Annotated in this window: 24 protein-coding genes and 1 pseudogene; 18 read left to right on the forward strand and 7 right to left on the reverse strand. The window is 65.2% G+C overall.

Annotated elements, in window-relative coordinates; genetic code table 11:
- The first annotated feature begins 1 nt into the window (after window position 1).
- From CJ179_RS15450 to CJ179_RS15490, 9 genes are all read left to right on the forward strand, one after another.
- Window positions 2–1,177, forward strand: a complete 1,176-nt coding sequence (locus tag CJ179_RS15450; protein ID WP_179377597.1) for a phosphotransferase family protein — start codon at window positions 2–4, stop codon at window positions 1,175–1,177.
- A gap of 10 nt (window positions 1,178–1,187) precedes the next feature.
- On the forward strand, window positions 1,188–1,703 hold the full coding sequence (locus CJ179_RS15455; protein WP_095862141.1) for a hypothetical protein: 516 nt from the start codon (window positions 1,188–1,190) through the stop codon (window positions 1,701–1,703).
- Window positions 1,704–1,875: 172 nt separating this feature from the next.
- The gene (menB, locus tag CJ179_RS15460) at window positions 1,876–2,733 is read left to right on the forward strand and encodes a 1,4-dihydroxy-2-naphthoyl-CoA synthase (protein ID WP_095862142.1); all 858 of its coding nucleotides are present in this window, start codon (window positions 1,876–1,878) and stop codon (window positions 2,731–2,733) included.
- 116 nt (window positions 2,734–2,849) lie between these two features.
- Window positions 2,850–3,635 carry an enoyl-CoA hydratase-related protein gene (locus CJ179_RS15465; RefSeq protein WP_072937270.1) on the forward strand — a complete coding sequence of 262 codons (786 nt, stop codon included), beginning with the start codon at window positions 2,850–2,852 and terminating at the stop codon, window positions 3,633–3,635.
- A 5-nt stretch (window positions 3,636–3,640) separates the two neighbouring features.
- Window positions 3,641–4,612, forward strand: coding sequence for an EamA family transporter (locus CJ179_RS15470; protein ID WP_095862143.1), 972 nt, complete (start codon window positions 3,641–3,643; stop codon window positions 4,610–4,612).
- Complete coding sequence (locus CJ179_RS15475) at window positions 4,613–5,803, forward strand: CaiB/BaiF CoA-transferase family protein (RefSeq protein ID WP_095862144.1); 1,191 nt, start codon at window positions 4,613–4,615, stop codon at window positions 5,801–5,803.
- Window positions 5,804–5,887: 84 nt separating this feature from the next.
- Entirely contained in the window at window positions 5,888–6,697 is an 810-nt protein-coding gene (locus CJ179_RS15480; protein WP_095862145.1) for an enoyl-CoA hydratase/isomerase family protein, read from the forward strand.
- A gap of 5 nt (window positions 6,698–6,702) precedes the next feature.
- A complete protein-coding gene (locus CJ179_RS15485) occupies window positions 6,703–7,554 on the forward strand; it encodes an enoyl-CoA hydratase/isomerase family protein (protein ID WP_095862700.1) in 852 nt (283 codons plus the stop codon).
- Between the two features lie 36 nt (window positions 7,555–7,590).
- A complete protein-coding gene (locus CJ179_RS15490) occupies window positions 7,591–8,625 on the forward strand; it encodes a phosphotransferase family protein (protein WP_095862146.1) in 1,035 nt (344 codons plus the stop codon).
- Window positions 8,626–8,703: 78 nt separating this feature from the next.
- On the opposite strand, the gene CJ179_RS15495 is transcribed toward CJ179_RS15490, so the two are convergent.
- Together CJ179_RS15495 and CJ179_RS15500 are read right to left on the reverse strand one after the other, a co-directional pair.
- Window positions 8,704–10,083, reverse strand: a complete 1,380-nt coding sequence (locus CJ179_RS15495; protein ID WP_095862147.1) for an SLC13 family permease — start codon at window positions 10,081–10,083, stop codon at window positions 8,704–8,706.
- Window positions 10,084–10,118: 35 nt separating this feature from the next.
- On the reverse strand, window positions 10,119–11,330 hold the full coding sequence (locus CJ179_RS15500) for a flavin reductase (protein ID WP_306454244.1): 1,212 nt from the start codon (window positions 11,328–11,330) through the stop codon (window positions 10,119–10,121).
- A gap of 120 nt (window positions 11,331–11,450) precedes the next feature.
- Between CJ179_RS15500 and CJ179_RS15505 the strand changes: the two genes are divergently transcribed.
- Entirely contained in the window at window positions 11,451–12,428 is a 978-nt protein-coding gene (locus CJ179_RS15505; RefSeq protein WP_143548904.1) for an IclR family transcriptional regulator, read from the forward strand.
- A gap of 107 nt (window positions 12,429–12,535) precedes the next feature.
- Here CJ179_RS15505 and CJ179_RS15510 read toward each other — a convergent pair whose 3' ends face one another.
- Complete coding sequence (locus CJ179_RS15510) at window positions 12,536–13,408, reverse strand: alpha/beta fold hydrolase (protein WP_095862150.1); 873 nt, start codon at window positions 13,406–13,408, stop codon at window positions 12,536–12,538.
- Between the two features lie 307 nt (window positions 13,409–13,715).
- On the opposite strand from CJ179_RS15510, the gene CJ179_RS15515 reads away from it, so the two are divergent.
- The 4 genes and pseudogenes from CJ179_RS15515 to CJ179_RS52710 all read left to right on the forward strand — a co-directional run.
- The gene (locus CJ179_RS15515) at window positions 13,716–14,621 is read left to right on the forward strand and encodes a VOC family protein (protein ID WP_095862151.1); all 906 of its coding nucleotides are present in this window, start codon (window positions 13,716–13,718) and stop codon (window positions 14,619–14,621) included.
- Window positions 14,622–14,646: 25 nt separating this feature from the next.
- Window positions 14,647–15,816: a hydroxylase gene (locus tag CJ179_RS15520; RefSeq protein WP_095862152.1), complete on the forward strand. Its 1,170-nt coding sequence runs from the start codon at window positions 14,647–14,649 to the stop codon at window positions 15,814–15,816.
- Window positions 15,817–15,889: 73 nt separating this feature from the next.
- The gene (gene tcuA, locus CJ179_RS15525; protein ID WP_095862153.1) at window positions 15,890–17,377 is read left to right on the forward strand and encodes an FAD-dependent tricarballylate dehydrogenase TcuA; all 1,488 of its coding nucleotides are present in this window, start codon (window positions 15,890–15,892) and stop codon (window positions 17,375–17,377) included.
- Window positions 17,378–17,396: 19 nt separating this feature from the next.
- Window positions 17,397–17,530: pseudogene (locus CJ179_RS52710) on the forward strand (4-hydroxy-2-oxovalerate aldolase); the annotation flags it as partial.
- Window positions 17,531–17,796: 266 nt separating this feature from the next.
- On the opposite strand, the gene CJ179_RS15535 reads toward CJ179_RS52710, so the two are convergent.
- From CJ179_RS15535 to CJ179_RS15550, 4 genes are all read right to left on the reverse strand, one after another.
- On the reverse strand, window positions 17,797–18,615 hold the full coding sequence (locus CJ179_RS15535) for a PaaI family thioesterase (RefSeq protein WP_095862154.1): 819 nt from the start codon (window positions 18,613–18,615) through the stop codon (window positions 17,797–17,799).
- A gap of 100 nt (window positions 18,616–18,715) precedes the next feature.
- Window positions 18,716–19,612 (reverse strand): SDR family oxidoreductase, encoded by an 897-nt coding sequence (locus CJ179_RS15540; protein WP_095862155.1) that lies wholly within the window; start codon window positions 19,610–19,612, stop codon window positions 18,716–18,718.
- Between the two features lie 29 nt (window positions 19,613–19,641).
- Entirely contained in the window at window positions 19,642–20,778 is a 1,137-nt protein-coding gene (locus tag CJ179_RS15545) for an acyl-CoA dehydrogenase family protein (protein WP_095862156.1), read from the reverse strand.
- Window positions 20,779–20,867: 89 nt separating this feature from the next.
- Complete coding sequence (locus CJ179_RS15550) at window positions 20,868–21,662, reverse strand: enoyl-CoA hydratase-related protein (protein ID WP_072937114.1); 795 nt, start codon at window positions 21,660–21,662, stop codon at window positions 20,868–20,870.
- Window positions 21,663–22,014: 352 nt separating this feature from the next.
- Between CJ179_RS15550 and CJ179_RS15555 the strand changes: the two genes are divergently transcribed.
- The 4 genes from CJ179_RS15555 to CJ179_RS15570 are packed head-to-tail and all read left to right on the forward strand — an operon-like array spanning window position 22,015 to window position 26,193.
- Window positions 22,015–23,259: a phosphotransferase family protein gene (locus CJ179_RS15555; RefSeq protein WP_095862157.1), complete on the forward strand. Its 1,245-nt coding sequence runs from the start codon at window positions 22,015–22,017 to the stop codon at window positions 23,257–23,259.
- Window positions 23,259–23,804 carry a hypothetical protein gene (locus CJ179_RS15560; RefSeq protein WP_095862158.1) on the forward strand — a complete coding sequence of 182 codons (546 nt, stop codon included), beginning with the start codon at window positions 23,259–23,261 and terminating at the stop codon, window positions 23,802–23,804. Before CJ179_RS15555 ends, CJ179_RS15560 begins: the two co-directional genes overlap by 1 nt.
- A 36-nt stretch (window positions 23,805–23,840) precedes the next feature.
- Complete coding sequence (locus CJ179_RS15565) at window positions 23,841–25,148, forward strand: MFS transporter (RefSeq protein ID WP_095862159.1); 1,308 nt, start codon at window positions 23,841–23,843, stop codon at window positions 25,146–25,148.
- A 31-nt stretch (window positions 25,149–25,179) separates the two neighbouring features.
- A complete protein-coding gene (locus tag CJ179_RS15570; protein ID WP_095862160.1) occupies window positions 25,180–26,193 on the forward strand; it encodes a hypothetical protein in 1,014 nt (337 codons plus the stop codon).
- Window positions 26,194–26,212 lie beyond the last annotated feature (19 nt).

The following is a 26,212-nucleotide window of genomic DNA, read 5'->3' on the forward strand; positions in this document are numbered from 1 at the left end:
CATGACGACCTCCGGAGGATTCGAGCGGACACCCCGCTCCGCCGTGCGCGTGGAGCCCACGATCGACGACACGCTGCGCCGGAAGATGGAGCGTCGAGGGACGGTGTTTCACGAACAACCTCGCCTGGACGCCGTGCAGGACAATCTGTCCCAGTTCTTGTCCGGTCGGCTCGGCGGGCAGTTCCGGATCGACAACGTGGCCAGACTTGCGGGCGGCGCTTCGAAGGAACAATTCGTCTTCGACCTGGACTGGGAGCTGGACGGACAACCCCGCCATGATCGCATGGTCCTGCGCATGGATCCGCCCGCGTCGATGGTCGAGACGCCCCGACTGCGCGAGTTCGAGGTGTTGCGGATGCTGGACGGAGCCCTGCCCGTCCCGCCGGTGTTCTGGGCAACCGAGGAATCGGGAGAACTCGGCGCCCCGTCGATGATCTGCGGATACGTCAGTGGTTCGGCCAGTGCGCGGGACGCGGTGAAGACTGCGTCCGGACTCGGGACCACCTACGGGCCGCGACTACGTTCCGTCCTCGGGCCCCAGTTCGTCCGGCACCTCGCCGAACTGCACCGGTTCGACTGGACCGCGCACCGACTCGAATCGTTCGAGCGTCCCCGGGTCGGCACGACCGACGCTGTCGATTGGAGACTCGCGGCCTGGGACCGGGCGTGGCAGGAGGATTCCTTCGAGGCGCACCCGGTGATCGCGTTGACCAGGCAGTGGCTGTGGGACCGCCGTCCGGTGGTCGACCACGTCTCCGTCGTGCACGGGGACTACCGCAACGGCAACTTTCTCTTCGATGAGGAGTCGGGGACGATCACAGCGCTCCTGGACTGGGAACTCACGTATCTCGGCGACCGTCATCACGATCTTGCCTACGCGATGATGGAGGGCTGGGGTGAGCACGATTCCGAGACCGGCGAGTTCTACTGCTCGGCGCTCGTCACCCGCAGCGACATGATCGCCGAATACGAGAAAGTGTCCGGCCTGCCCGTGGATCTCGAACGTCTGGAGTACTACACCGTCGTCAATATGTACTGGGCCGCGGTCGCCCTGATCGGCACAGGTCCCCGTAACGCGGTCGAGCGAATGACCCACCTGGATGCGATGCAGACCTTCCTTGGAGGTTTGGGAGCCTTCTACCTGGACCAGCTCCTCACCATCGTCGGCAAGTATTAGGAGGCCACCCATGATTCCCACCGTTGCCCAGCAGGTCGGCGCTGTACGCAATACGATCGCGAAAACGGTTCTACCGGCACTGGATCCGAGTGAGTCGTTCGCCGCCGAGCAGGCCGGACTCGTGCTCGCCTGCCTCGACTGGATCCTCGATGTGCACGCATCCGAGCACCGTTACGAGTGTGCCGAGCACGCCGAAAATCGGGCGCTCCTGGCTATGCTCGTCGAATTCGTCCCCGCGGGGAGCGGAGGCGAGGCCCGAGAGCTCATCGCCGAATCAGCCGAACCGCCAGAGGATCTTGTGCGGCTGCGCGCTCAGGTACGCCGGATGAAATCGCTCGTGGAGCGCACCTACGGGAGCCTTGCGGCGTCCGGGTCGGCGGGCGAAACGGCGAGTCGCGCTGTTGCCGAGGTGGCCCGGCGCCAGAGCGAGCGAGAACTCGCATGGTGCCGGATGACCGGATTCCCACAAGGAGTCGCACAGAGCATCGCCGAGGTGCTGGAGGCCCAGCAACCCGTGCAATTCTGATCCGAATGGTACGCCGACGATCCTTCCCGCGATCGCTCTGATCATTTACTATGCGCCCGGTATCGCAGAGCTCCACTTCCGGATCGAACGCCCGGTTCGAGGCGGAAGGGTGATGCGCTCGTGAGGCCCGCGAGCGATAACGATCGTTTGCACGTGTGCCTATGATCGCTTCATGACGAACAACGGTGATACAACGGATTTCGTGTCCTGGACGGCAGTCGGTGAATTCGAGGACATCCGATACGAGCACAGCGGCGACGGGATCGCGAAGATCACGATCTGCCGGCCGGAGGTGCGCAACGCGTTCCGGCCGCAGACGCTGATGGAAATCTCCGGGGCTCTGGTCGATGCCCGTGAGGACTCCTCGGTCGGCGTCATCGTGCTGACCGGTGAGGGTCCCGACGCGTTCTGCTCGGGTGGCGACCAGCGCGTGCGCGGCGACACCGGCTACCTCACCGAACCGGGCAAGGCGGGAAGTGTCGGCCGTTTCCACGTCACCGACCTGCAGATCCAGATCCGGCGCCTGCCGAAGCCGGTGGTCGCCATGGTCGCCGGTTACGCGATCGGCGGCGGGCACATCCTGCACCTGGTCTGCGACCTGTCCATCGCGGCGGACAATGCCCGGTTCGGTCAGGTCGGTCCGAAGGTCGGGTCGTTCGACGGCGGCTACGGTGCGGGATTGCTCGCCGAACTCGTCGGGGTGAAGAAGGCCAAGGAGATCTGGTTCCTGTGCCGTCAGTACGACGCACAGCAGGCGCGCGAGATGGGGCTGGTCAACACCGTCGTCCCGCTCGCCGACCTGGAACGGGAAACCGTGCAGTGGTGCCGCGAGATGCTCCAGCTGTCGCCGTTCGCGCTGCGCCTGATGAAGGCGAGCTTCAATGCCGCCGAGGACGGGATGGCCGGCATTCAGCAGCTCGCTCACGACGCGAATTTGCTGTTCTACTCGACCGAGGAGGCGAAGGAAGGGCGCGAGGCGTACAAGGCGAAGCGACGCCCCGAGTTCGAGAAGTTCCCGCGGCGGCCCTGATCTTCCATTTCGGTCCGACAATTAGTATGGTTGGGTCAATACCTCAGGTGAGTGGCAAAGTGTGCCCGCGCACACTTCGCCGCTCACATGGGACTGGACCGAACAGGATGGTGTGCATGTCGGAAACCGCAACGCCCGCAGTCGCGTGGAGCGACGTCGACGCCGGCGTCATGACGATCACGCTGCAACGCAGGCCGGCGAACGCGCTCGGGCTGCCGATCATCGACGGCCTGAACGCGGCGCTCGACGCAGCCGACGCCGATGGATCGGTGAAGGTGATCGTCGTCCGCTCGGACATTCCGGGCTTCTTCGCCGCCGGCGCCGACATCAAGCACATGTCGTCCGTGGACGCGGAGTCCTTCACCGCGTACGGCGATCGACTCCGTGGGGCGCTCGACCGACTCGCGTCCGCCGACCGCATCTCGATCGCCGCGGTGGACGGCCTCGCACTCGGCGGCGGCCTCGAACTGGCAATGGCCTGCACCCTGCGGGTCGGCGGGGCGGACGCGAAGTTCGGGCTGCCCGAAGTCAAGCTCGGCCTCATCCCCGGAGCCGGTGGGACGCAGCGACTTCCGCGTCTCGTGGGTCGTGGTCGCGCCCTGGACATCATGCTGAGTGCCCGGCAGGTCCTCGCCGCCGAGGCGCATGCGATCGGACTGATCGACCGACTCGTCGACGCCGGTACCGCCACCGATGCAGCGCAGGCGCTCGCGGCCGAGCTGTGCACGATGTCGCTGCCCGCGCAGCGCGCCGTCATCCGCACGGTCGACGCGTCGTTCGACACCCCGCTCGAGGAGGGCTTCCGGTTCGAGGTCGCCCAGGAGCAGGACCTGTTCGAGAACGGAGAGGCGAAGGAGGGCATCACCGCCTTCCTCGAGAAGCGCGCTCCGCGATTCTCCTGAGCGTCGTGACGTCGGGGCGTGCCGGGAGGGGTGCGATCGCGCTGGCCCTTTTCCTCGTCTATGTGATCTGGGGATCGATCTATCTCGCGATCCGCCTGGTGATCGACGAGGTCCCTCCGCTCGGCTCGATGGGTGCGCGGTTCCTCCTTGCCGCTCTGCTGATGGCCGCCTTCCTGGCCTGTCGCGGTGGCCGGCGGCGGCTGCGCCTCACCTGGCGGGAAGCGGCAGGCGCTTCGTTCCTGGGCGTGCTGCTACTCGCCTGCGGAAACGGCCTGACCTCGGTCGGCCAACTGCACGGCGTGCCCTCCGGGGTGACGGCGCTCCTCGTGGCCATGGTGCCGCTGTGGATCTGCATCTACCGCACGCTGTCCGGTGACCGTCCACGGGTTCTCGAATTGGCCGGCGTCGGTGTGGGGCTGGTCGGTCTCGCAGTCCTGGTGCTGCCGCACGGTGGTGAACACTCGGGACTCCCGCTCGTCGGCGTGGCGGTCATCGTGTTGTCCAGTGTGTCCTGGTCGTTCGGGTCGTGGATCAAGCCCCGAATCTGGCTGCCTCGTGACGTGTATGTCAGTGCGACGTACCAGCTTCTGGCGGCCGGTGCGGCCATGACGCTCGCGTCGGTACCGACAGGGGAACGGCTGCACGGTGACATCGGACTCCGCGCGTGGGGCGCGTTCGGCTACCTCGTGGTCTTCGGCTCGATCGTCGGCTTCACCGCGTACGCGTGGCTGCTGCATCACGCCCCGCTGTCGCTGGTCGCCACCCATACGTATGTGAATCCGGTGGTGGCCGTGGCGCTCGGGTCGGTGGTCCTGTCCGAGCCCGTCACGCCCGTCCTCGTCATCGGGGGAGCGGTCGTACTGCTTTCGGTCGTACTGGTCGTCAGTGCACACGCCGGGCCGCGGCGTCGGGGGTATTCCTCCGTGAACGATTCCAAGGTATTATTATCAGACCAAAGATCGACAGGAGGTGGGTAGATGGTGCGGGACGACTCGAAACGCTCGTTCACCGGGCCGCTGTCGGGCTTGAAGGTGATCGAAATCGGTTCGATCGGGCCGGGTCCGTTCTGCGCCATGCTCCTTGCCGATCTGGGCGCCGACGTGATTCGAGTGGATCGCGCCACGGGTTCGGGACTGGTGGGGCCGAATGCTGACTTCCGGACGGAATTGCTGCACCGCGGACGTCGCTCGCTCGCCGTCGACCTCAAGCATCCGGACGGCGCCGCGGTGGTGCTCTCTCTCGTAGCGGACGCAGACATCTTGATCGAGGGCTTCCGACCGGGGGTCGCTGAGCGACTCGGCATCGGACCGGACGACTGCGCCGCACGTAATCCCGGGCTGATCTACGGCCGCATGACCGGTTTCGGTCAGGACGGACCGCTCGCTCAGCACGTCGGCCACGACATCAATTACGTCGCGCTCAGTGGTGCCCTGTCGTTGATCGGACGCCACGGCCAACCGCCCACCCCGCCGCTCAGTCTGATCGGCGACTTCGGCGGCGGGGGAATGCTTCTCGCGATGGGCGTCCTGTCGGCGCTGTTCGAGAGGCAGCGCTCGGGACTCGGACAGGTGGTCGACGCCTCGATGGTCGAGGGGTCCGCACTCCTTGCGACACCCTTCTTCGGGTTCGCGCAGACGGGAACGTGGAACCCTGAACGCGGCACCAACATCGTCGACAGCGGTGCGCCCTACTATGACGCCTACGAGACCGCGGACGGTAAGTGGTTGGCCGTCGGGGCGATGGAACCGCATTTCTACGCCGACCTCGTTGCGCTGCTGGAGTTGCCCGGCGATCTTCCGGAGCAGAATGACCGCTCGCAGTGGCCGCAGGTGAAGAAGATCTTCGCGGACGCCGTGCGCGGCCGCACGCTCGCAGACTGGCTCGAGGCGGGCGAGGGGCTCACACCCTGTATATCGCCTGTTCTCGAGGTCGACGAGGCGCCGTCGCACCCGCATCATGTCGCCCGAAAGGCATTCGTCGACGTCGACGGTCTCGTCCAACCGGCGCCGGCGCCGCGCTTCAGCCGCACCGCGGCCGCAGTAGATCGCCGTCCGCCGATGCCGGGCGAACACACCACCGAGATCCTGACCGACTGGGGGATCGACCCCGGCCGTGCCGCCGAGTGGCTGCGCTCGGGTGCTGTGCGCGAGGCCGCCGCGGAGACCTGACCTGCCGGACCATCGGCGTCCGGACCACCACCAAAAAACTTGCGGCGACCACCTGGGATCGCCGAACTGAGAAGGAGTGACCTCGTGACCGAGCCCACGACATGGGAGACGTTCACGCTCGACCGGCCGGAACCCGGCATCGCCGTCGTGACGTTGAATCGCCCCGAACGAATGAACTCGATGACGAACACCATGTTCGTCGAACTCGAGAGGGTTGCGCTGCAACTGGATCACGAACACGACCTCCGCGTCGTGATCCTCACCGGCGCAGGCAAGGCGTTCTGCGGCGGATTCGACCTCGACGACGCCGACGGTTTGTCGTCGATGACGCCGATGGGCATGCTGGACCAGCAGGAACTGGCCGCGCGGGCTCTCTCGGCGATCCGCAGCATCCGGGTCCCGGTGATCGCCGCAGTCAACGGTGCGGCCGCCGGTGGCGGGCTGTCCCTGTCCCTCGCCGCCGACATCCGGATCGGTTCGCCGGCGGCACGGTTCAACGCGGCGTTCGTGCGGATCGGACTGTCGGCCGGCGACCTGGGGGCGTCGTGGCACCTGCCCAAGCTCATCGGTCCGGCGCGCGCCGCGGAGTTCGCTTACACCGGCCGCTTCATCGAAGCAGTCGAGGCGGAGTCCCTCGGACTGCTCAACGCGGTCGTGCCCGCCGAGTCGCTGCTCGACGAGGCGCTCGCGATGGCCCGCCTGATCAGCGCGAATTCGCCTGCCGGAGTCCAGCTGTCGAAGCGTGCACTCCACGCGAACATGGAAGTGTCCTCGTATGCGGCGGCGCTCGAACTCGAGAACCGCGGTCAGGCGCTGCTCACTCGTGGCGACGACATGCCCGAGGCGCTGGCCGCGTTCAAAGAGAAGCGCAGCCCGAAGTTCACGGGAAGGTGAGCCAGATGACGCAGACCGAAGTGCGGGAGAATACGGCGGTGCTGAGCAACTACGAGCCGCCGCAGCTGGAGACCCTCACCCTCGAGGTGCTCGACGGCAAGATCGTCGTCCTCACGATCAATCGGCCCGAGCGGATGAACTCGATGGTCGTGAAGATGTTCGAGGAGTTCAACACCGTCGCATACGCCCTGCGCGACACGGACGCGCGGGCGCTGATCATCCGCGGTGCGGGCGATCGCGTGTTCTGCGCGGGCTTCGACCTGGACGAGATCAGCGTGATCACCGAAATGGGTGTGCGTGAATTCCTCAGGTTCCAGGAGACCGCGACCGGTGGCCTCGCGGCGCTGCACCACCTGCCTTTCCCGGTGATCGCCGCGATTCACGGTGCGGCGTCCGGGGGCGGGCTGTCGCTCGCGCTCGCCTGCGACATCCGGCTCGTGGCGCCCACCGCAAAGTTCAACGCGGCGTTCGTCAAGGTCGGATTGTCCGTCGGGGAACTTGGCACGTCGTGGCAGCTCACCCGGCTCGTCGGGCCCGGTCGGGCGGCGGAGATCGCCTACACCGCGCGTTTCGTCGGTGCGGAGGAAGCCGCCCGAATCGGGCTGGCGAACCGGGTGGTGCCGAGCGAGGACCTGTTCGACGGGGCAGTCGCGGTGGCCGAGGCGATCGCATCGAATTCACCGGGCGGCGTCCGGATGTCGAAGCGTGCGCTGCAACGGAACCAGGAAGTGACGTCGTACGCGGCGGCGCTCGAGTTGGAGAACCGGGGACAGGCGCTGCTCACCCGGTGCGCCGACATGCCGGAGGCGCTCGCGGCGTTCAAGGAGAAGCGGGCGCCGCGCTTCACCGGGCAGTAGGAATCAACGAATGACGACACGGATGGAGGCGAGCGCATGACCTGGGAATGGACTCCCGACACGCTCGGTGCGCTGGAAGCGTTCCTGCGCGAGCGCGGGATCACCGAGGGTCCGCTCACGACCGCGGGGATCGGTGACGGACATTCCAACCTGACGTTCCTCGTGTCCGACGGGGTCCGTCAGGTGATCGTCCGCCGCCCGCCGCCTCCGCCGATTCCACCGGGCGCCCACGACATGCTGCGGGAGGCCCGTCTCGTCGGCGGCCTCGCCGGCAGCGGCGTGCCGGTGGCGGACGTCCTCGCCGTCGGCCAGACCGGTGAGGTGCTCGACGTCCCGTTCTACGTGATGGACTACGTCGCCGGACCGGTGGTCACCACCGAGACCCCGTCCGCGCTGAGCGCGCCGGCAGACCGCCGCCGGATCGGGGAGGCGTTGATCGACACGCTCGCCGCACTGCACGCGGTGGACTGGCAGGCCGCCGGCCTGGGCGACCTGGGCCGCCCGGAAGGATTCAACGAACGTCACCTGCGCCGCATGGGCAGGCTGGTCGCGGCCGAGGACGGGACACCGCCGCCGGAGTTCGCGGACATCGACGCGTGGCTCGGCGCCAACGTGCCTGCCGAATCGGGTGCGGCGATCATCCACAACGACTACCGCATCGGCAACGTCATCCTTGCTCCCGACTCGCCGGGACGCATTGCCGCAGTGCTGGACTGGGAGCTCGCGACGATCGGCGACCCGCTGTTCGATCTCGGCTATTTCCTCGCGTCGTATCCCGTCGAGGGGGAGGAACGCACACCGACCGAGGACCTCGGTACGGCCGTCCTCGAGGACGGATACCCGACCCGGGACGAACTGGCTCAGCGGTACGCGGCCGCCACCGGCGCCGACCTGTCGAACCTGAATTGGTACACGGCACTGGCCCTGTGGAAACTGGCGGTCCTGTACGAATACGGGCGGCGCCGCGCCGTCGCCGGCGTCGGCGACCAGTACTACCGAGACGAGGCACTGGTGCGCTCCTTCCTCGACGCCGCACACCGGACGGCGGGATTGGCGCCGTCGGTGGTCTGACGACGAGGGTGACCAGCGACCGTGCGGTCGGGGGCGTTGTTCTGTTTCGCGACCCGGGCCAGCGCACCTGAGGTCTCGTCACATGCCCGGAACCACGAACGCGGAGATCGTGATGATGGGACCGGCGATGATCATGGTGAATCCCCAGGCAAGCATCAGCTTGGTCAGCTTGGCCCGCTGGCCCGGCTCGGCGTTGGCGATGCACGTTGCTCCAGGTGAGGAGAAGGGCGTGCTGTCCACCAGGTTGGAAGAGATGGCTATGGCGGCAATCAGACCGAACCCGGGAAGCCCACCGATCGCGATCACCGGTACCGCCAGGGGGATCAGCGCACCGAGGATGCCCGTGGTCGATGCGAACGCGGAGACGAAGGCCGCAACGAGGCACAGAGCGAAGGCGGCGAGCAGCGGGGATCCGACCGACTCGGCGGCGTGTCCGAGAAGTTCGACCGTCCCGATCCTCTGCATCACGCTGACGTAGGTCAGAATCCCTCCAACCAGGAGGATCGTCGACCAATCGATGCCCTTGACGGCCTCTCGCGTCCGCGTCGGGTCGAGCATCGAAATGATCAGAGCCAGCGCAAGGGCGAGAACCCCGACATCGGATTCGATGTCCAGGAACATGAACAGGATGACGAGCCCCATCAACGCCGCGACCGCGAACAGGCACACGAGCTGATACCGGGAAAGCTTGGTGACGCTGATGTCGTCGTCGGCCCGTTCCGGCGTAGCGGTGGCGACGGCTGTCGGTGCACGATCGGGTTGCGATGCGGACGCACCTGTTCCTCCGGGTGAACTTAGCGGCCCGCCGAGAGGCCACGTCGGGACCGCCCCACCTTGGTCGCCCGGCGCCGTCGCCGTCTTCTCCCGATGTCGCAGTCCCAGCGCAACGAACGCGGCTGCGAAGAGTGCCAGATTGATCCCGAAGGCAGCGCCGAACAGCAGCCACGGTTGGGGCTCGATGCCGTTGTCGGCTGCAACTCCGTTGGCGATGATTCCGAACAACGAGGTAGGAGCGAAGCCCCCGGCTCCTCCGCCGAGGACGATTGTCAACGCCATCAGCAGGGGATGCAGTTTGTGCTTTCCCGCGAAGATCATGGCTATCGGCGCCAAGGCGAGGGAGGTCAGCGAGGAGCCCATGGAACCGAGGATGGCAGCAAGGAAGAAGAACACCCAGGGGATTGCGAAGACATGTCCGCCGACCAGAGCGAGGGTCTTTTGGACGATCCAATCGATCACGCCGGAATCTCTCACGATCGCGAAAAGATACGTAATTCCGACAAGCAGGATGAGCAGGCTGACCGGAAATCCCGACATGACCTCCTTTATCGATTGGCCGGCCAAGAGTACGCCCACCCCGAAGGCGGCTACCAGGGCCAGGACCCCGATATGAATGGTCTTCCAGGTGCCGATCAGGATGATTGCACCCAGTACCAGCAGAGAGAATATTTGAATACCCATTGTTCGTTCCTCGAGTCGGAGAAGGGCGGGTTGCGTCAGTGCGAGATGATTTCGACCTGCAGATCGGACGTCCCGGCACCGTCGTGTGTTCGGTAGATCGCTTGGATTTCTCGGGCGGCTTCCATGAGCTCGTCGGCCAGCGCGAACAGCTCTGCACCGGTCATGGACTTGTTGAGCTGGCCGAGCCGCAGTGCAGAACGCACGCGCCCGTCCTCGTGATGGACGGGAACGACGAGGGATCCGACGGTGTAGAGCGATCGGCGTGTGATCGGGTCGGGTGAGTAGTACTCGGTCGACTTCGCGACGGCCGAGAGGATTTTCCGCTCCTCGGCCGGTGTGTAGGTTCCGGTGGTGAAGTTACGGAAGGCCTGATGAAGGGCCAGGTCGCTGTAGATTCCGCTTGCCGTCGCTGACGCCGACCACCCCTGGTCCTGGACCAGGCGAAGCCTGTCAAGGAGTCGCCGCGCGGTTGCTTCGCTGCGGTCTGTCCGTCTGTCGATCCAGCGGTCGGCGAAGTCTTGGGAGTTGAACGCGGCGAACACGTCGCCGACCGGCGGTACCAGCGGCATCCGAAGGCCGAGCCTGCGGGCGTTGGACACGTTGGGGCCGGTAGCTGCGCCGACGACGGCCACGGCTTCGTTGCCGATGGTGACGATGCTGGAGCATTCGGCGTCGTGTGCGTCGGCGAGGCGCTCGAGCACCGGGCGGGCGAGCTCGGCGTCGCGGACACCGAACCTGATGTCGTGATCGGGGATCGAAACGAGAGACTTGGGCGCGAATCGTCCGTAGCCACCCTGGAAGTGCAGGAGCGGCGGTACGGATCTGGACACACCGAGGGACTCGACCTTACCGAGGACGATCCAGTGATCGCCCGCCTCCACTTCGTCGACGACGCCGCAGTCGATCCATGCGATGACATCGCTGAGAATCGGGAGCCCGTGCGGTGAGGGGTCCCACCGCCAGTTCGAAAATCGTTGTTCTGCAGAAGCTCTCATGAATTCGCCGCAGCGCTGCTGCTGGTCTGCGGCCAAGATGTTGATGCAGAAGCGTTTGGCCGGCTTCATCCTCGACCATGTGTAGGAGGACTTCATCGGCATGAAGGACACCAAGGGTGGGTCCATCGAGACCGAGCTGAACGTCCCGACAACCATGCCGATGGGGTCACCGTCTTCGGACAAGCTCGTCACGAGTGAAACGCCTGTCGGGTGGTGACCGAGCACTTCCCGAAAGTCATCCGCTTCGACCACGTCGATCCCCTTCGTTACCCGCGGCTCTCGTTCGGCCCTGCGGTCTGCTGCGCAACACTAGGGGCGTAAATGTGAGCCTGACCACCACCGGGTTTCAAAGGGTGGAAAAAACTTTGAGGCTTGCGCCCGAGCCTCTTCAACCGAAATGCTGTGTCCTATATTCAGGTACCCCTGAACTACTTTCTTGAAGGCCCGCTCGTCGAGTCGGGAAGGACAAAGATGTCCCACAATCGCAGCTACCCGTGGAATCCAGGTTGGGGAGAACCGACCGACCCGGGTCGGCCCGGTCCGGACCCTCGCGCCGGCGTGCCCTTGGACATGGTCGAGATGACCTCGGTGGAGAAAGCCGTCAGCGTCCTGGACTCCTTCCGTGGCGAACTTGCCTCCCTCGGAGTCACCGAGGTAGCCGAGGCCAACGGGCTACCGAAGTCGACGACCTATCGGCTGCTCTCACACCTGGTGGCGAGCGGCATGCTCGAACGAGACGGACTCAAGTACCGGCCGAGCTGGCAGATCTTCGAACTCGCCCAGAGCTCGATTCTCGGCCGGATGGATGGACCGCCTGCGCTGGCGTTACCTCTGATGACCGAGTTGTACGTGGAGACACGTGGGGTGATCCACTTCGGCGTGAGGCGCGGCAATGAGGTCATGATCGCGCAGAAGATCTACGGCTTGGATTCGGTGGCAATCCCCACTCGGATCGGCGCGCGCCTGCCGATCACCACCACCGCATTGGGCAAGGCACTGTTGGCCGAACAGATACGTAAGGAAGGTCGACGGGCGGTACCGGCAACACCGTTCCCCCGTCTGACCAGGAACTCCAAGGTTGCCCCCCAACTTCTGGTCGACCAGCTGGCCCGGACCAGCGCCATGGGTTACACCGTCGACCTGGAAGAAACGATCCTGGGCGTGAGCTGCGTCGGAGCGCCCGTGATGCGCGGCCAGCGCCCGGTCGGGGCGCTCTCGGTGTCCGTACGAAGCCATTCCTTCGATGAAGCGAAGCTTTCCAAGCGGGTTGTCCGGTACGCACGATTGTTGTCGGACATGCTGGTGTCCGCAGAGGAGGAAGAAGACGACGATGCTCCTCCGAACCCATAGTCGACGGTCCACCGGCGGGTTCGGTGTGGTCCACCTGTAGACATCGGTGTGACCCGACGATGGATCTATCGTCGGGTCACCTGGTCCTCTGTCCGGAAGTCAGCAGGTCATCGGCTGAGAACATCTTCGCGGGGCAACTCGACCGTCTTCGCACCCACAAAGCCGGAGACCAGTTGGTTGAACTCGTCGGCGTGCTCGATCTGGGCCCAGTGCCCACATCGATTGATCATCACCAGGCGCGAGTCGGGGATGGTGGTGCACAGCTTCAGTCCGTTTTCCCAGTGCACAACACGGTCATCTCGCCCGTGAATGATCAACGACGGCACCGAAATAGTGGCGAGTTCGGCATCGGTGGCACGGTGCGGTCGGTCCTTGCCGATACCCGAGATGAAGTTGGCCAGATGCTCCGGGTTGCTCTTCGCGTTCCGAGATCGCTCTTCGGCAAGCGCGTCGCCGGCGTGCGCGGGGTCGTAGGTCATGATGTCGACGAGGGCGCGCATCGATTCCGGAGACGGATCTCGGTAGGCCCGCTGGAGGACCTTCAGTCCCTCGGTCGGTCCGTCACCGGGCCCGAACAGCTTCGCGCCCCCTCCTCCGGCACCCATGGTGACCAGGTGCGTCACGCGCTCGGGTGCGGTAGCTGCAACCTTGAGGCAGGTCGCACCGCCCATGGAGTTGCCGATGAACGCGGCGGAATCGATGCCGAGTGCATCGAGGAACTCGACCGCGGTTCGGTGATGGCACCGATCCTCCGGACCGACCGCGGCGGAGCGCCCCCACCCGGGCATGTCCACCGCCAAGCACCGGAAGTGGGCACCGAGGGCCCTGATGTTCTCCGAGAAGTTGCTCCATCCGGTCGCCCCGGGACCCGATCCGTGCAGAAACACGACCGGATGCCCTTCCCCGTACTCGTGGTAGTGCAATGTCCCACTGGGTGTGTCAACGAACCGGCTGGTCGCCTCCTCGGTGAACGGAATCATGATGCACCCTTCTTGAAATAACGCGGCGAATTGCTCTCACCGCGCAGAGTGCCGCACCGCCTCCCTCGAGCACCATCCTCGGTTTCCGAGGTTTGGAACAATCTGGCCGTTGATCGAAAGTTTCAGGCTTTGGAACACAATGCTGGCTCTCTCGTGGGCCAGGCCGCAGGATGGCTCGTGTCCCGGCCGTCATCGGCTCGTGCAGGCGGTGCTCCGCTTATCGCGAGCCGCTTGACCCGCGGGGCACCCAGCAAGCGAAAGCGCAGCTGACGACTGCGCCGCCGCCCCGATCAAGAAGGGGGACCCGATGGATCCGAGTGTGAAGGCACTGGGCTACGTCGTCATCGAGACGACACAGTATGACGAGTGGAAGCGCTTCGGGAATTCGCTTTGCGGCATGCAGATCGCCGACGAGTTCGACGGCTTTCTCCGTTTTCGGATCGACAACAAGATTTATCGCGTCGAGGTCCGACGATCCACCCGCGATAGAATCGCGGTGATCGGATGGGAGGTCTCAGGCCCTCAGGAACTACAAGCCCTGCAAGCACGTTTGGAAGCAGAAGGCTACGTGACAACCATGGGATCGAAGGACCACGCCCGCAACCGCGGTGTCATCGAACTCTTCTCGTTCGTCGATCCCGACGGCCTCGCCTCGCTCGAAATCTTTTACGGTCTGACCGAATCCTTGGAGCGATTCGCCTCCCCGAACGGCGCCTCCTTCGTTGCCGGCGAGCACGGGCTCGGCCACTTACTGCAAATCGTCAGCGACCGAGACGCCTACTGGCACCTCTACGTCGACGTACTGGGCATGAAGTTCACCGACCTGGTCGACTCCCCGAAGCGCCAAGCCGAATTGCTCTTCCTGCGCTGCAATGCGCGACATCACTCGTTCGCTTTCGCCCAACTCGACGGGGTCGAGCCGGGTGTCGGCCATTTGATGCTCGAGGTGACCGATCTCGACGTGGTAGGCCGCGCATACGACAAGGTCCTCGATGGTGAAGCACCACTGATCACCACCTTCGGGAAACACACCAACGACGACATGCTTTCGTTCTACGTCCGAACTCCGTCCGGATTCGGACTCGAATACGGCACCGGCGGAACGCTTGTCGATGAAACGTGGCGGCCGGCCCGCTACAACGACGCGCACTACTGGGGGCACCGACGAGCCGAACCGGTGGCGAACCTCCTTCCCGCGGCCGACGTCGACTAGCTAGAGAATCAACGAAAGGCAACTGATGTTCGAGGTAAAGGCCCGCGTGCTGGAACTGTCCGACTTCTGGCGCGACCACGCCGCCGAAAACGAGGCAGCGGGACAGATCACCGACGAAGTCGCGGCAAAGCTGCGCTCTACCGGAGTGATGCGCATGCTCCAGCCCAAGCGATACGGCGGATACGAGTGTCACCCCCGCGACTTTTTCGAGACACTGATCGAACTGGGCAGTCGATGCTCGTCCACCGGCTGGGTAGCCGGTGTCGTCGGCGTACACGCGCACGAGCTGGCGCAGACGGACCCGCAGCTTCAAGAGGAGGTGTGGGGTGAAAACGAGGACACCTGGGTGGCCTCGCCGTACGCGCCGATGGGCCGGGCCAAGCCGGTCGACGGCGGATACATCTTCAACGGACGGTGGTCGTTCTCATCCGGCACGGATCAGTGCCAGTGGGTGATGATCGGCGGCTTGGTCCTCGACGCCGAGGGCAAGCCTGACGGAGCAGGCACTCGTCATTTCTGTCTTCCCCGAGGCGATTACGAGATCGTCCCCGACTCCTGGGAGGTCATGGGACTGCGTGGCACCGGATCCAAGGACCTGATCGTCCGAGACGCCTTCGTGCCGGCGCACCGCGTCATCGACCAGGAGGAGATCATCGCGGGTACCGCCGCTCGGGCCATTGGCCTGGACAACCCGCTGTATTCGATCCCCCGGCAGACCATGTTCTCCGGCGCGATCACCGCGGGCACACTGGCGATCTGCCAGGGCGTGCTGCAGGCGTACATCGATCACAGCCGCCAGCGGGTGTCGCGGCTGTCGGGGAGCACCAGCCAAGACCCGAACAGTCTCGCCGTGCTCGGCGAGGCCGCCGCCGACATTCAGGCGTCCATCCAGCACTTTCTCTGGGACATCGACCGCGTCTACGACCTCGCTGCACAGGGCGAGACGATCTCGAAGGATCTCCGGATCGAGGTGCGCCGCAACCAAGTGAACGCCAGTGCCCGTGCAGTGCAGGCCGCTGACCGTCTGTTCGTCAACACCGGTGGTGCGGCACTGCATACCTCGCACCCCATCCAGAGGATGTGGCGGGACGCCCACGCAGCGATGAATCACATGATGAATACGACAGCCCCAACGTATGTCCAGTACGGGCTCAATCTGTTCGGGCACGAATTGCCGCCGACCGCCCGTTACTGAACATCAGTAGCCGATTTCGAATCACATTTCGCAACAACAATATTCCATAACTATCTCATCGAGAGGTTGATCCATGTCTACACGCCGGGTGATCGTCGTCGGAGCCGGAAATGCGGCACTCTGCGCAGCGTTGGCCGCACGCGAACGAGGCGCGGAGGTCCTCGTTCTCGAACGCGCCGACAAGACCCGCCGCGGCGGCAACACCGCCTTCACCGCCGGCGCCATGCGCGTCGCCTACAACGGCGTCGACGACCTGCGTGAACTGATGCCCGACCTGACCGACGACGATGCCGCCAACACCGACTTCGGCTCGTACACCACCGAGAATTTCCTCGACGACCTCGCGCGGGTCACCGAGTACCGCACAGACCCCGACCTCGCCGGCATCCTCGTCGACCAGAGCTACCCGACCCTGTCCTGGATGAAGGACCAGGGTGTGAAGTTCATGCCGATCTACGGACGCCAGGCATTCAAGGTGGATGGGAGGTTCAAGTTCTGGGGCGGACTGACCGTCGAGGTCAACGGCGGCGGACCCGGACTGGTCGAGTATCTCACCAAAGCTGCCGATCGCGAGGGCATCAAGATCGAGTACGGTGCCCGCGTTGTCTCGCTCATCCACGGCGACGAGGGCATCACCGGCGTGACCGTCTCTCAGGACGGCGTGACCCGCAACGAAGAGGCCGACGCGGTCATCCTCGCCAGCGGCGGATTCCAGGCCAACACGGAATGGCGCACCCGCTACCTCGGCCCGTCGTGGGACCTGGCCAAGGTTCGCGGCACCATGTTCAACACCGGCGACGGCCACAAGATGGCCCTCGACATCGGTGCGAGCCCGACAGGCAACTGGTCGGGTTGCCATGCCGTTGGCTGGGAACGCAACGCCCCAGAGTTCGGCGACCTCGCCGTCGGTGACGGTTTCCAGAAACACAGCTACCCGTTCGGCATTCTCGTCAACGCCCACGGCCAGCGCTTCGTCGACGAAGGCGCTGACTTCCGCAACTACACCTACGCCAAGTACGGACGCCGGATCCTCGAGCAGCCCAACCAGTTCGCCTGGCAGATCTTCGACCAGAAGGTGACTCACCTTCTCCGTGACGAGTACCGGATCCGCGAGGTCACCAAGGTCACCGCGCCCACACTCGAAGCACTGGCCGGGAAGCTCGAGGGTGTCGATCCTGACGGCTTCCTTGCCGAGCTCCAGGCCTACAACGCCGCGGTCGACACGAACACCGAGTTCAACCCGAACGTCAAGGACGGTCGCTCCACCAGTGGCCTACCGGTGAACAAGACCAACTGGGCTAACACCCTCGACGAAGGTCCGTTCGAGGCGTACCAGGTCACCTGCGGTATCACGTTCACCTTCGGTGGCCTGCGGATCAACAAAGACGCCCAGGTGCTTGACACCGACATGAACCCGATGCCGGGTCTCTACGCAGCCGGCGAGCTGGTGGGTGGCATCTTCTACTTCAACTACCCCGGTGGGTCCGGACTGACCAACGGATCGGTGTTCGGTCGGATCGCCGGCTACCACTCAGCGGACACTGCACGCTCACCACGCTGAGGTCGACAGCACTCAGCTCACGGAGATCGGCATCCACGCCCCAACGAGAACCTGTCGATGTCGGTCGCCAATTCCATCGTTGAGGTCGAGGAAGGCGTCACAAGGATCGACGCCTCCTTGGCCGGGCACCTCCGTCATCGTGGTCACGGACCAGCGGGACTGACAGCACAACAGAGACCCTGTTCGCCATGCAAGACGCTGCCGAGGAAGTGTCAGGCATTCGGGCGGCTCGACACGTCGGGGCGCCGGCCGCACGTCGTTGTCACGTTCCCGCCGAAGTTTGTTGCTTGGGAACAGGGAGCCGACGAAGATTCGGGTTGAACTCGGCTGTTACGAATTCGGGACTGCCCATCGAGGCGGAGCGAGTATTTTTCCGTCGCATCTTCTTCAGCTGAAAGGCCCATGCGTGCGGCAGGAAGTCAGAGCGGTTGCGTGCGATGGCACGTGACCGTCGCTGTGGTGCAGGTCTTTCCGGCTTGATTGCGCGCGGCGACCTGGACGACGGCGAAGCTGCGGCCACGGTAGATCACCCGGGGAGCGAAGGTGAGCGGCTCGGTGCCCGGGCAGGGGCGCACGAACGCCATGGCGATCGAGGTCGTCTGGAACTCCGCCTCCGGTGTCACGGCGGAGTGGCCGGCGATCTCGGAGGCGCACAGGAGTATGCCGCCGTGGACGTTGCCGAGCGGATTGCAGTGCGATTCCGCGGCTTCCAGTTCCAGCCCTGCGGCGGCGTTGTCCCGTCGGTGGTGGGCGCCGAGCAGTTCGACGATCGAGGATGCGCTCGGTCCGACAGGGGGTCGGTCATCGGGAGCGGTTGCCGTCGGCATCTCCGCGGCGACGAACCGGAGCCGGGCGCTGGCGATGGCCACTGCCCGCCCGGACTCGTCGACGACCCGGCCGGTTGCAAGGCCGCCATCCGCGTCGGACGTGACGACTCGGCTCTCCGCATGGAGGATCGAACCGTCGAGCGCCGGGTTTCGTGAGAAGTCGAGGTGAAGTTCAGTCGTGACGGCCCAATGTCCGGCCGGGGCGCGGGCGGCGATCGGGTATCCCGAAACGTCGTCCATCAGGACGCCGAGAGCGCCGCGGCACGGAAGGCCGCGTTCGTCGGACATCCACGGTCCGGTCTGCATCTGAGACTTGCCACGCGTGGCGTCGCCGATCACGGGAGCCACACGGAACAGTGCTTCGGCACCCGCCGAGATGAACGGAAGTGCCTGGAGATTGTCGGTTGTCATGTCTCTTTCGGCGGATACGGCGCGGACTACGGGCGCACATGAGAAGGGCCTGCCGGCCGGGACTTGTCGTCACCGACTGGCAGGCCCGGTCTGTGAGGGGTCAGACTCCGCGCTGCGACTTCGCGGCTTCGCTGGCGGCCTTGCTCTTTTCCCGGGCGGTGGCCCAGTCTTCGTTGCTCATCGATGTCAGGCCGGCGAAAGTGCCGGGGCCGGCGAGCATCTGGCCGCCATCCATGGCGATGGTCTGGCCGGTGAGGTAGTCGCAGGCGTCCGACAGCAGGAAGATGGTGAGGTTGGCGAGTTCCTCCATCGTGCCCATCCGGCCCATCGGCACCTGGTCGGCCTGGGTCGCGCCGACTGCACTCTTTTCGGTCGGGTTGAGCATCTCCCACGCGTAGTCGGTCGGGATCGGTCCCGGGGCGAGCGCGTTGAGGCGGATGCCGTAACGCGCCCATTCGACGGCGAGCGACATCGTCATCGAGTGCACGGCTGCTTTCGCCATCGCGGACGGGACGACGAACGCGGATCCGCTCCAGACCCAGGTAGTGAGCGTCGACAGGACGACGCCCTTGGTCCCGCCTTCGATCCAGCGGCGGCCCGCGGCGTGGGTGGTGTTGAACGACCCGTTCATCACCGTGGAGGTGACGGCTTCGAAGGCACGCGGGCTGAGCGATTCGGTGGGGGCGATGAAGTTCGCGGCGGCGTTGTTGATCACGCCGGTGAGCGGACCGTGGAGCGTCCAGATCTCGTCCATCGCGGCCGACACGAGATCTGCTTTGCGCACGTCGACGGTCTGCCAGTGGACCGAACCCGGCCGGGACACGGACGCCTCCGCCGCGGCTTCCTCGAGTACGGCGGGACGGCGGCCCCACAGGTGGACTTCGGCGCCGTGGTCCACGAGGTGGCGCGCGACGCCGCGGCCGAGTCCGGTGCCCCCGCCGGTGATGAGGACGCGCTTGCCCGCGAGGGCGTCGGAGGTGAAGGGAGAGGTGGTCATGCGATGGTCCTTACGATGGGGAACGAGGGCTACAGGCCCAGGCTCTTGCTGATGATCTCGCGCTGAATCTCGTTGGTGCCGCCGTAGATCGGTGGTGCCAGAGAACGGCGAACCTGCTCCTCCATGCCGTACTCGCGGGTGTAGCCGTAGCCGCCCATCATCTGCATCGCCTCGAGTGCGGTCTTCTTCGCGATCTCGGTACATTTCAGCTTGGCCATCGAGCCCTCGCGGTTGAGGTTGTCTTCCTCGCCGGCATCGATCCGCTCGGCGACCTCGTACACGAAGGACTTCGCGAAGGCGATGTCGGTCGCGAGGTCCGCGATCCGGTGCCGGATGGCCTGGAAGCTGCTGATCTTCTGGCCGAACTGTTCACGCTCGGTGACGAACGCGATCAGGTCGTCGAGCGAACGTTGGGCGCCGCCCAGTGCCATCGTCGCGATGATGAGGCGTTCGACGCTCAGTCCGCGCATGAGGTGGCGCCACGCCTGGTTCGGTGTGCCGACGACCGCGCTCGCCGGGACCGCGACGTCGGTGAAGTACAGGTCGTTGCAGGTCCGGGCCTCCATGGTCTTGATCTCGTGAATCTCGAGCCCCGGCGCATCGGCCGGCACCATGAACAGGGTCAGGCCCTGGTGCTTGTTGCCGGTCGTGTCGGTCCGGGCCAGGAGGAGGATGTGCTCGGCGATGTGGGCCGCGGAGATCCACGTCTTCTGCCCGTTGATCACGTAGTGGTCGTCGACCAGTTCCGCCTTGATCCGGACGCCCCCGAGATCGGAGCCGGCGCCGGGCTCGCTGAGGGCGATCGCCTCGAGCTTGCCCGCCGCCATGTTGCCGACGATGGTGCGTTTCTGCTCCTCGGTGCCGTAGCGAAGATAAGTCTGCGCGGCGGTGAGACCGGTGGAGTAGGCGATGATAGGTGCGAGGCCGCGGGCGGATTCCTCGAGGAAAATGCATTCCTCGACCATTCCGGCGCCGCCACCGCCGTACTCCTCCGGCAGCGAGACGGCGAGCCAGCCGAGGCCGGCGAACTTGTCGAGGATGAGGGGGCTGTTCGCCAGGGTGCCGCCCTCGGTCAGCAGGTCGCGTTGCTGGAGGGTCTTGCATTCGGCGGCGCAGAACTCGCGGACGGCGACCGCGAACTCTCGTTGCTCTCTAGTGAAACGCATAGCGGCGGATGCTCTCTCGCGTGAGGGGTGGGCTTCGGTCGACGCGGCGGGCGGGAGGCGAGGCGCGTACGCCCCGCCTCCCCGATCCGTCAGGCCCCGCGGAACTTGGAGAAGTCGGGCTTGCGCTTCTCGTTGAACGCGCTGATTCCCTCGATGGCCTCGGCGGACTCACCGAACAGCTTGAGCGTGGAGTACGCCATGTTGCCCTGTGCGATGAAGTGCTCGGTGTCGGCGTTGAGTGACTGCTTGAGCACCTTCAGCGACGTCGGCGACAGCTGCAGGATCTCGTCTGCCCACGCCCGAACCTCGGCCCGCAACTGGTCACCGGGCACCACCTTGTTGACCAATCCCCAGTCGAGAGCCTGCTCGGCGCTGTAGCGGCGGCACAGGAACCAGATCTCACGCGCCCGCTTCTCGCCGATGGCCCGCGCCAGGTAGCCGGTGCCGAGGCCGGCGTCGAACGATCCCACGCGCGGCCCGTTCTGCCCGAAAATCGCGTGCTCGGCGGCGATGGACAGATCGCACAGCAGGTGCAGCACGTGCCCGCCACCGACCGCGACACCGTTGACCGCGGCGATCACGGGCTTGGGCACGTCGCGGATCACACGGTGCAGAGCCTCGACCTCGAACAGGCCGCTGTCGGACGGGCCGTAGTCGCCGGTCTCCATCCGCTGCTTCTGGTCGCCACCCGAGCAGAACGCCTTCTCCCCGGCGCCGGTGAGCGCGATCGCCCCGACCTCGGAGCTGCCCCACGCCTTCTTGAACGACTTCACCAACTCGTCGACCGTCCGCGCGCGGAACGCGTTGTACCGCTCGGGCCGGTTGATCGTGATCCAGGCGAGTCCGTCCTCGACCTCGTACGTCACATCCGTGAAGTCACTCATCGACCTGTTGGTCCTTTCATGCTGCCCGCGGAGCGTGAGCCACCCGCGAAGTTGTTTTGGTCTTACCTTATGACGAACGTAGCGCTGATAACGAGCGTTTTCAAGAGCGACGGTGAAGAACGCTGTGACCTGCAGTGATATCGGAGCGAAGGTCTGCAGTATTCGTCCGAGGCCTGGTCGTCGCGTCCCCATCCTCTGCACAGCAGAACCTTCTGTACGTGTGTGCCCGGTCACATTAGTGTTCGGGTCGTCGAGGTGACGACCACCCGACTCGCAAGCCCCAATCTCCCGGAGAGCCGTGCTGTAGCGCTCCGGTCACGGCGTGACCCGCCAAGAGCGTGATGAGGAAATCATGAGTGCAACCATCCAACGGGATCGGCAGATACCCGGACTGATCGCAGACTCCGATCGAGACGAGCCCACGCCGGACGTCATCGAGGGGATTCGCGCGCGGTTCCCCACCGAAACCGAATACGACCGGATGCTGACCCGCAAGATGGAGCGGCGGGCGGGCCAGGGTTATCGCAGCTTCGATCTGGACCTTCTCACCGCGGCGCTCGAGAACATGCTGAGGGACGTACTGTCGTCTTCGCGGTTCGAGGTCCGAAACGCGCGGTGGCTGACAGGTGGGGCGTCGAAGATTCAGATGGGTTTCACGCTGCGCTACGACGACTCCGTAGCCGGTGAGGTGACCGAGGATCTGGTCCTGCGCATGGAGCCGCCCGAGTCCCTGAACGCCACCAGCCGGATGCGGGAATTCGAGGTGATCAACGCCCTCGCCGGAACGGTGCCCGTGCCGACGGTCCGGTGGGTCGACGAGGACGGCAGGTGGTTCCCGGAGCCGGCGCTCGTCTATACGTGGGTGCACGGATCCGCGAAGCCCAGCCGCGCCCAGAGCCGGATCGCCGGCATCGGGATCAACTTCGGTCCCGAACTCCGAGAAGTCCTGGCGCCGCAGTTCGTCGATCTCCTGGCACGCATTCACACGCTCGACGTGACGGCGGCAAAGCTGGATCACTACGAGAAGCCCGCTGTAGCCGGTACCGAGAGCGCACTGTGGCAGTTGAATCGGGCGAGGCGGGTGTGGGAGGAGGACCGTGGCGAAGACTTTCCGCTGCTCGATGTGGCGGCGGGTTGGTTGGAGGACAACCTGCCTGTTCTCGACCGTGTCAGTCTCGTCCACGGCGACTACCGGGGCGGAAATTTCCTGTTCGACGAGGACACCGGATCCATCACGGCCATTCTCGACTGGGAGCGCAGCTTCCTCGGCGACCGCCACCGCGACCTGGCATGGGCGACGCTGTACCCGTTCGGCCATCCGTCGGAGGACGGTTCCGAATTCCTCGCGACCGGACTGCTGCCGACCGCCGTCTTCTTCGAGATGTACGAGCAGGCGTCCGGCCTGACCGTCGATCCGGAGAAACTGACGTTCTACCGGATTCTGAACGAATACCAGTCCGTCGTCACCGCGCTGGGCTCGGCCTACCGCGTCTCGAAGCTGGGGAAGACCCACCAGGACGTTCTGCTGACGGGACTCGAGGCGACCGGATATCTGATGGCCCATCAACTCGGCCAGGATCTCGAGGAGGTTCTGTAATGGTGAACAAATCCGCGAACGCGTTCGACGCTGCCGCCCGCTCCCTCCGCATGACGGTGACACCGGCGCTGGGCGAATCGAACTCGCTGGCCGCAGAGCAGGTGAGGGTCATCGCCGGTGTCCTCGACTTCTACCGCGACCGCGCACACCACGAGTATCCGCGGAAGCAGTACGAGTTCCGAACGTATCTCGCTCTCGCTGAACGGCTCAGCGACCACGAGAAGGTCGATCACGCTGCCCGGTCACTGCTCGCGGACGCACTCGAGAATGCGCGCCGCACCGATCTGCTCGCCGTTCCGGAGTACGGACAACTCGACCGGGCCACGGACGAGTTGACACGTGCGATTGCCGGGATCGTCCGATCGGCGCGCACCACCGACCCGGACACGGGCGCCGAGGTCAGCCGCATCGTGCTCCAACACTCACGACCACTCGTCGAGTTGCAGCGGTCGTGGTTCCTCCCTCAGGGTGTCGATCCGGACCCGCATACGGTCCCGCCGCTCCGCTCTCTGCTCGGAGCCCAGACCGCCACCCGCGCGCACTAGCCAACGCACCGTCTGCCTCATGGATCAGGAGAAAACATGTCATCCGAGGTGATCACCACCGCCCCCGACAGTACGGTCTCGACAGCCGTGCGTCGGCGCGCGATCTCCGCCGCCAGTTTCGGAACCTTTGTCGAGTACTACGATTTCGTCATCTACGGCTACGTGGCGACGTACATCGCGCAAGCCTTCTTTCCCACCGGAAACTCGTTCGTCAGCCTGTTGCTGACCTTCGGTGCCTTTGCCGCCAGCTTCATGGCACGCCCCCTCGGTGCGGTGATCTTCGCGCCGTTGGGTGACCGGTACGGCAGGCGAACGGTCCTCTCCGTCGTCATCACCCTGATGACGCTCGCCACGGCGGGCATCGGAGTGCTGCCCACGTACTACCAGATCGGTCTTGCCGCACCGGTTCTCCTGACGGTGCTGCGTCTCGTGCAGGGAGTCTCCGCGGGAGGCGAGTACGGCGGGGCGACGTCGCTCATCGCGGAGTTCGCGCCACCGGCCCGGCGGGGCTTCTTCGTCGGATTCATCTCGCTGACCGTCGGCGGCGCGATGCTGTTCGGATCGGGAACGGCGATGTTGCTGACCCGCACCCTGTCGCCCGAGTCGATGTCGTCGTGGGGTTGGCGGTTGCCGCTGCTGCTGTCGCTGCCACTGGGGCTGATCGGCCTGTACATCCGTTACAGGCTCGAGGAGACCCCGGCGTTCACCGCCCTCTCCCGGGAGGGGCGGGTGCAGAAGTCACCGCTGCTCACGACGCTGCGACGGGACTACCGTTCGGTTCTCATCGGTATCGGCATCGCGGCGACCAACTCGTGCATGATGGCGTTGTACTTCATCTACATGCCGTCCGCGCTGAAGCAGTTCACTGACTTCTCCGTCGCTGATGCACAGTTGATCACGTTCGTCGGTCTGGTGGCGTATTGCGCTGCGGTGCTGCCCTTTGCCCGGCTGTCCGACCGAGTGGGGCGGATCCCGCAGCTGCTCGTCTCGTCGGCCACGTTGATCGTGCTGATCTACCCGTCCCTCGTGATGCTGTCGAGCGGGGTGCTGCCACTCGCGGTCGCCGCGATGGTGGTCGTCACGCCCGTCGTCGCGGCGAACATCGCGGCGGTGACACCCTTGCTGTCCGAGATGTTCGAGACCGACACCCGGTACACGGGTTTGTCTCTCGGGTGGCAGATGTCGACAACTCTCTTCGCCGGCCCCACCCCCATCATCCTGGCGGCACTCGCCGGACTCGGCGGCTCGACCGTCCCGGCCTTCTATGCGATGGCCGTCGTGGCACTCACCGTGATCGCCGGCATTTTCGCGGCGCGCACGGTTGCACGATCCCGAGCCCACTAGACCAACCACTCAGAACTGAGGAATGAGAACAATGGCATTCGACGCCGAGCATTTCGAGTACCAGAATCCCCCTGAGGCCGACCATCTGTGGGTCGAGACGATCCTGTTTCCGATCGTCATACCGGAGGCGAATCTCTACACCCTGATTTACACGAATGTGCGCCCCAGTCTCGGGGTGATGTGGAACCAGATCATGGTCTGCGGTTCGCTCACCGACACGCGCGCGGAACTGTTGCACTACAACGAGAATCCGCATCTCCCTGCGCCGGCATCCTTCACGCGGATCGAATCGCCGATCGGGCTGTCGATCGATGCCGTGGACGCACCGCGCAAGTTCCGCATCGACTACGTCGCCGACGACGGCACCGAGATCCACGTCGACTGGGTGAATCTCATGGACCCGTTCGACATTCATGATCCACAGCACAGCCCGCAGGCCGGCGCGGCTCCCGATATCCATGCCGACCTCGAGTCGGGAGCGCACAAGTCCGTCGGGCACGGGGACGCCACCGGGCATGCGACCGGGACGATGATCGTTCGCGGCCGCGAGTACGTCGTGGACTCCATCGAGCGGATGGACCGGAGTTGGGGGCCGCGTGACCCGATGAAGGCAGGGAAGCCGAACCATATCGTCTCCGCGACCTTCGGTGAGGACCTCGCCTTCCACATGATCTGTCCTTGGAATCCCGAGGCGGCAAACCCGGACGCGTTCCAACTCTCGCACGGATACGTGATGGACGACGGTGAAGTCTACGGGCTCACCGACGAATTGGAGATGACCAGCACTCACCTGGGAATGGTGTGTACCGGCATCGACATGACGGTCACCGATGTGCGCGGGAAGAAGTTCCGGCTCCAGGCCACGCCCAACGTCGGGGCTCCCTGGATCGCGGCGCCGACCGCTATGGTGCACAACGCCCTGATGCGGTGGACGTGCGAGGGCCGGGACGGGTACGGGGTCGTCATGAGTACTCGGCACCTGTCCGAGTTGAACAGGAACTTCGGTCGGTTCCAGGCCGACACTCGCGGACTTGTCTCCGTCTGACCGGCGTGATGTGAGCGGG

The organism is Rhodococcus sp. ACS1 (assembly GCF_002300155.1).
GTDB lineage: Bacteria > Actinomycetota > Actinomycetes > Mycobacteriales > Mycobacteriaceae > Rhodococcus_F > Rhodococcus_F koreensis.

Coding starts and splice junctions, on each gene's coding strand:
- CJ179_RS15450 (WP_179377597.1), top strand. CDS start 2: ATGACGACCTCCGGAGGATTCGAGCGGACACCCCGCTCCGCCGTGCGC.
- CJ179_RS15455 (WP_095862141.1), top strand. CDS start 1,188: ATGATTCCCACCGTTGCCCAGCAGGTCGGCGCTGTACGCAATACGATC.
- menB (WP_095862142.1), top strand. CDS start 1,876: ATGACGAACAACGGTGATACAACGGATTTCGTGTCCTGGACGGCAGTC.
- CJ179_RS15465 (WP_072937270.1), top strand. CDS start 2,850: ATGTCGGAAACCGCAACGCCCGCAGTCGCGTGGAGCGACGTCGACGCC.
- CJ179_RS15475 (WP_095862144.1), top strand. CDS start 4,613: ATGGTGCGGGACGACTCGAAACGCTCGTTCACCGGGCCGCTGTCGGGC.
- CJ179_RS15485 (WP_095862700.1), top strand. CDS start 6,703: ATGACGCAGACCGAAGTGCGGGAGAATACGGCGGTGCTGAGCAACTAC.
- CJ179_RS15490 (WP_095862146.1), top strand. CDS start 7,591: ATGACCTGGGAATGGACTCCCGACACGCTCGGTGCGCTGGAAGCGTTC.
- CJ179_RS15495 (WP_095862147.1), bottom strand. CDS start 10,083: ATGGGTATTCAAATATTCTCTCTGCTGGTACTGGGTGCAATCATCCTG.
- CJ179_RS15510 (WP_095862150.1), bottom strand. CDS start 13,408: ATGATTCCGTTCACCGAGGAGGCGACCAGCCGGTTCGTTGACACACCC.
- CJ179_RS15515 (WP_095862151.1), top strand. CDS start 13,716: ATGGATCCGAGTGTGAAGGCACTGGGCTACGTCGTCATCGAGACGACA.
- CJ179_RS15520 (WP_095862152.1), top strand. CDS start 14,647: ATGTTCGAGGTAAAGGCCCGCGTGCTGGAACTGTCCGACTTCTGGCGC.
- tcuA (WP_095862153.1), top strand. CDS start 15,890: ATGTCTACACGCCGGGTGATCGTCGTCGGAGCCGGAAATGCGGCACTC.
- CJ179_RS15535 (WP_095862154.1), bottom strand. CDS start 18,615: ATGACAACCGACAATCTCCAGGCACTTCCGTTCATCTCGGCGGGTGCC.
- CJ179_RS15540 (WP_095862155.1), bottom strand. CDS start 19,612: ATGACCACCTCTCCCTTCACCTCCGACGCCCTCGCGGGCAAGCGCGTC.
- CJ179_RS15545 (WP_095862156.1), bottom strand. CDS start 20,778: ATGCGTTTCACTAGAGAGCAACGAGAGTTCGCGGTCGCCGTCCGCGAG.
- CJ179_RS15550 (WP_072937114.1), bottom strand. CDS start 21,662: ATGAGTGACTTCACGGATGTGACGTACGAGGTCGAGGACGGACTCGCC.
- CJ179_RS15555 (WP_095862157.1), top strand. CDS start 22,015: ATGAGTGCAACCATCCAACGGGATCGGCAGATACCCGGACTGATCGCA.
- CJ179_RS15560 (WP_095862158.1), top strand. CDS start 23,259: ATGGTGAACAAATCCGCGAACGCGTTCGACGCTGCCGCCCGCTCCCTC.
- CJ179_RS15565 (WP_095862159.1), top strand. CDS start 23,841: ATGTCATCCGAGGTGATCACCACCGCCCCCGACAGTACGGTCTCGACA.
- CJ179_RS15570 (WP_095862160.1), top strand. CDS start 25,180: ATGGCATTCGACGCCGAGCATTTCGAGTACCAGAATCCCCCTGAGGCC.